Origin of the sequence: uncultured Sphingomonas sp. (assembly GCF_964244235.1) — a bacterium.
GTDB lineage: Bacteria > Pseudomonadota > Alphaproteobacteria > Sphingomonadales > Sphingomonadaceae > Sphingomonas.
Genome location: NZ_CAXTII010000127.1, coordinates 1 through 4696 on the forward strand (window position 1 = coordinate 1; position 4696 = coordinate 4696).

Annotated in this window: 4 protein-coding genes; 2 read left to right on the forward strand and 2 right to left on the reverse strand. The window is 69.4% G+C overall.

Translation table 11 applies throughout. The annotated features are described in order from the left end of the window. Position 1: 1 nt before the first annotated feature. Complete coding sequence (locus tag ACFE7D_RS13950) at positions 2-550, forward strand: ABC transporter substrate-binding protein (RefSeq protein WP_375396016.1); 549 nt, start codon at positions 2-4, stop codon at positions 548-550. Then, positions 547-1569, forward strand: a complete 1023-nt coding sequence (locus tag ACFE7D_RS13955; RefSeq protein ID WP_375396017.1) for a VacJ family lipoprotein — start codon at positions 547-549, stop codon at positions 1567-1569. Before ACFE7D_RS13950 ends, ACFE7D_RS13955 begins: the two co-directional genes overlap by 4 nt. Here ACFE7D_RS13955 and ACFE7D_RS13960 read toward each other — a convergent pair. Together ACFE7D_RS13960 and ACFE7D_RS13965 are read right to left on the reverse strand one after the other, a co-directional pair. Next, a complete protein-coding gene (locus tag ACFE7D_RS13960; RefSeq protein ID WP_375396018.1) occupies positions 1553-4198 on the reverse strand; it encodes an MMPL family transporter in 2646 nt (881 codons plus the stop codon). The two genes, ACFE7D_RS13955 and ACFE7D_RS13960, sit on opposite strands and share 17 nt — an antisense overlap. Before the next feature lie 5 nt (positions 4199-4203). Continuing rightward, the coding region (locus ACFE7D_RS13965; protein WP_375396019.1) for a DUF2141 domain-containing protein at positions 4204-4696 on the reverse strand (493 nt) is incomplete at its 5' end.

Genomic DNA, 4696 nt, shown 5'->3' on the forward strand with positions numbered 1-4696 from the left:
CGTGTCGGCGCAGGCGACCGATCCGGCCTTGGCTCCCGTCGATTCGCTCGACGCCGGGCTGATCGCGACGATGAAGGCGGGGAAGCGCGCAGGCATGCACGGGCGGACCGCGACGATCGGCCCCGTGGTGGACCGCGCGTTCGACCTCCCGCTGATGACCCGGCTTGCGGTAGGCAGTGCGTGGAACGGTTTCGCGCCTGCCGATCAGACGGCGCTCGTCGCCGCGTTCCGTCGGCTGACGGTCGCGCAATATGCGTCGAACTTCGACGGCTTTTCGGGCCAGACGATCAAGATCGACCCGCGCGTCGAGGCGCGCGGCGGCGACAAACTGGTGCGCACGACGCTCGCCGGACCGCGGGACGAGCCGGTCGCGATCGCCTACCGGCTACGTCAGGCCAGCGGCGGCTGGCGGATCATCGATGTGTTCTACAAGAACGAGATCAGCCAGCTTGCGACGCGCCGATCGGATTTCACACGCGTGCTCGGTACCGGCGGGGCCAAGGCGCTGATCGCCAATATCGGCGCGCAGGCGGCGAAGGTCGGCGGGTGACGCTGACGGCGGTCGTTCCTGCGCTGCTGATCCTTAGTGCCGCCGGCCGGACCGATGCCGGCACGCCGGTCGCGCAGCCGATGGCGGCCGCCGCGCCGATCACCACCGACAAGCCCGAGCCAGGCATGCCCCCGCCCACGACGCGTCGGCGTGTCCGTCACGCAGCCGGCGACCCGTTCGAACATTTCAATCGCAAGATGTTCGCCCGCCAGCAGCGGTTCGACCGAATCGTGTTCCGGCCCGTCGCGCTTGGCTACAAGCATGTCGTGCCGAGCCCGCTTCGCACCGCGCTGCGCCATTTCTTCAGCAATCTTGGCGAGCCGATCGTTTTCCTGAACTACATGCTTCAGCTGAAGCCGGGCAAGGCGATCGAGACGGTCGCGCGCTTCACGATCAACTCGACGCTTGGGCTCGCGGGGGCGATCGACCTTGCAAAGGGGCCGGCGATCCGATTGCCGCACCGGCCAAATGGACTGGCGGACACGCTGGGATTTTACGGGGTGAAGCCCGGGCCCTACATCTTCCTGCCCTTTATCGGCCCGACGACGCTGCGCGACCTGATCGGCAACGGCGCGGACGGCGCGATCCTGGCCCCGACCATCGGGGAACCGTTCGACCGCCTCTATTACCAGTTGCCGCACGCGGTGATCCCCGGGCTCGATCAGCGGGTCGAGGCGGATGGCGACCTGCGGGCGTTGATGGCAGGCGCGGTGGACCCCTACGCCACGCTGCGATCGGTGTATCTGCAGGACCGCGCGGGCGAGATACGGCATCTGCACGGCACCAGGCACGCGACGGGTTCACCGACCTATCTCGGCGATCCGCTGACGGACCCGGCGGGCGCACCGGCGGCCAACAGCAAGGCACCGGAACTGGCCGACCCGATGGCCGATCCGTCGGCACCGGTACCGACCCCGACCCCGACCCCGCCGACGGCGCAGCCCGCGCGGAAACCGGATTCGTCCGCGCCCGAGCTCGATGACCCGATGACAGATCCTGCCGCTAAGCCGCCGTCCTGACTCGCGGCGGCCCCAGCAGCGCGGGCTCGAACACCAGTGCGCATACCAATGTCCACGCCAGCGACAGCATCAGGATCTTGCCCATGCTGGCGGTGCCGGGATGGTGCGACAGCCACAGGCTGCCGAACGCGGTCCCCGTCGCCAGCGCGGAGAACAGGATCGCACGCGCCAGCGGCGATTCGAGCAGCGCGGTCGCGCCCGCGCGCCAGGCCATCACGAAATAGATGTGGAACGCGACCCCGACCCCGAACAACAGCGGGAAGGCGATGATGTTGGCGAAGTTGATCGGCTGACCGATCAGCACGCAGGTGCCGAGCGTCAGGAAGATCGACAGGATGACCGGTGCCAGCGTGAACGCCACCTCGCGCGCGTCGCGCAGGACGACAAACAGCAGGATGCTGACCAGCGCGAACGCGGTCACTCCGGCTTCGACGAACGCGAACGCCACCGTCCCCGCCGCCGCCTGCGTCGCGACCGGCAGGCCGGAGATGGCGGGGGTCACCGTGGCGACGGCGGTGCGGAAGCGTTTAAGGACGGCATTGTCGTTGGCGTTACCGCTTGGGAAGACCGACAGCCGCGCCTCGCCGTTGGGCGCGACCCAGTCGCGGACGAGATCGGCGGGCAGCGTCGTGCGGGTGACGGGCGCGGCCTGGAGCGCGGCGCGGGTCTGGTCGAGCATAACGGCGAGCGGCTTCGCCAGCGCGGCATTGAACGCGGCGCGCTGAGCTGGGTTGCCGGCGGCGAGACGGTCTAAGCCGTCGGCAAGGTCTCGTGCGGCGACTTCGGTCGGCGAGAGGACTGGTGGCAGGATGTAAAAACCAGGGTTTTTCAACGTGATCCAACTGGGGCGATGAGAGGCCTCGAGCGTCGACCGCAGCTTCATAGACGTCTTTCGCAGAACCGAAATCAGTTCCGCGTCGCTCGGCGCTTGCGCGACATCGAACGGATTGAGCGTCAGATCCAGCAGCGTGTTCGCATCTTGGATCGTCGCGAGCTTTGCCGGCTGGTCCGCGGGGACGAAGCTGTCGATCGTCACCACCTGCCGCACCTCGGGGAGCGCGGACAGCCGCTTCGCCAAAGCATCCGCCGCCCCCGGCCCCTTCGCCAGCACGTCGATCGTGTTCGGCGACCGGTCCGGATCGCGCGTCAGATCAGCCAGCGCGCGCATCGACGGCGCATTGGGATCGCGCAGATCGAGCGGATTGAAGTCGAACCGGACGAAGGGCAGCAACGCGATGCTGACCAGCATCGCCGCGACGAACGCCCACAGCACCCGCCGCCGGTTGCGCGCCAGCCACCGGTCGGCGGGCGCCATCGCAGCGAAGCCGACGTCGCGCTTGGGCGGTCCCGGTGGCATCAGCATGACGATCGCGGGCAGCAGCGTGACGCTGAACGCCAGAGCGACGATCATGCCGAGCCCGGCGATCACGCCCAGTTCTGCAATCCCGACATAAGCGGTCGGCAGGAACGCGCCGAACCCAAGGAAGATCGCGCTCGCCGCCAGCAGCAACGGTGCGCCCAGCGCCTCCGCCGCTGCGGCCATCGCGACCGGCGGGGTCAGGCCGCCGCTGCGCTCGGCATTGAAGCGCACGCAGATCTGGATGCCGAAATCGACGCCAAGCCCGACGAACAGCGGAATGAACGCGACCGAGATCAGGTTGAACCGCCCGACCGCCAGCAGCCCGACCGCGCTCGTCACCACCAGCCCCGCGACGATCGTCGCGAGGATCGCCGCCACCAGCCGCACCGACCGGGTCGCGAACCACAGGGTCGCCAGCATCGCGACCAGCATCACCGCCCCGACCGCGCCGATATTGTCCTCCAGCGTCGCGAATTCCTCGTCCGCCAGCGGCACCTCGCCCGTCAGCTGGACGCGCACGCCATGCGCAGCGTCGAACCCACCCGCCTTTGCCGCGGCCCGCAGCGCGTCGCTCGCCGCCTCGCCCGGCATCAACGCGCCGTGATCGAGGACGGGTTGCAGCAGCAGCAACCGCCGGGTCGGCGCCGCGGTCGCGCCGCCGCCGAACAGCCGCTGCCAGGAAAAATAGGCGGGCTTGCCGGCCAGCGTCTCGTCCGCCGCCCGGGTCAGCGCGCGCATCGGTGCGTCGATGCGGGCGAGCGTCGTCGATCCGTTCGCGACTCCGTCGAGGATCGTCGACAGCGCGGACGCCACCCCCCGCGCGTTTGGATCGGCGGCAAGCGGGCCGAGCAGAGGCTGCGCATCGACCAGCGCCGTGGTCTCGCGCTGCACGTCCGCGCGCGATCCGAACAGCAACCCCTCCCGCCCGAAGAAATCGCCGCCATCGGGTCGGCTGACGCGGCGGAAATGCGTCTTGTCGGCGGCGAGTTGCGCGGCGAGCGCAGCCGCCGCGGCTTCCGCCAGTTCGGGCGTGCGGCCGTCGATCACCACGACCATGACGTCGCTCAGCTGGGGGAACGCCGCCTCGACCGCGCGCTCCTGCTTGCGCCAGTCAACATCGGGGGAGATCAGCGCCGCGGTGTCCGTCGTCATCGCGAACCGGTCGACCGCGACGATCAGCGCCAGCACCGTCAGGACCGCCGCGATCGCCAGCGTCGCCCAGGGCCGCCGGATCGCCAGCGCGACGAGGCGGGGGATCAGCCGGCGCATCGCGGTCAGCGCTTGACCGGGCCCGAAGCCCCGAGGAAATAGCGTAGCGAGAAACGGATCGTGGTCGGCGTCGCACCGACGGCGAAGGCCGCGTCATCGAACTTCGGCGGCCCGAACCGGATCTTGGCGTCGTTCGAGAAACCGACGCCCTCTTTGGGGATACCGAACAGCGCGCGGTCGACCTTGCCGTTGCGATTCTCGTCATGGGTCGCCTGCGCGGCATAGCGGCCGGCGGGCACACCCTGCAGAACGAGCGTCGTCACCCCGGCCACCGCACGCACCGTGGCGCGATAGGGGCAATTCTCGGTCAGGAACTGCGCCTGCGGGCAGATATCGACATGGACATTGCCGTTGGCGTTGCGGATATTGCCGACCTGCACCGTGACCGTCGTGCCCACAGGCCCCGCGGCCGGCAGCAGCATCGCGGCGGCCAGCAGGAAGACGCCCTTCAAGCCCTGACCCCCGCGGCGGTGGCGTTGTGGTGGAGGGCGGCGAGGA

Excerpts from the sequence above, each read along its gene's own strand:
- ACFE7D_RS13960 (WP_375396018.1), bottom strand. The coding sequence starts at position 4,198 with ATGCGCCGGCTGATCCCCCGCCTCGTCGCGCTGGCGATCCGGCGGCCC.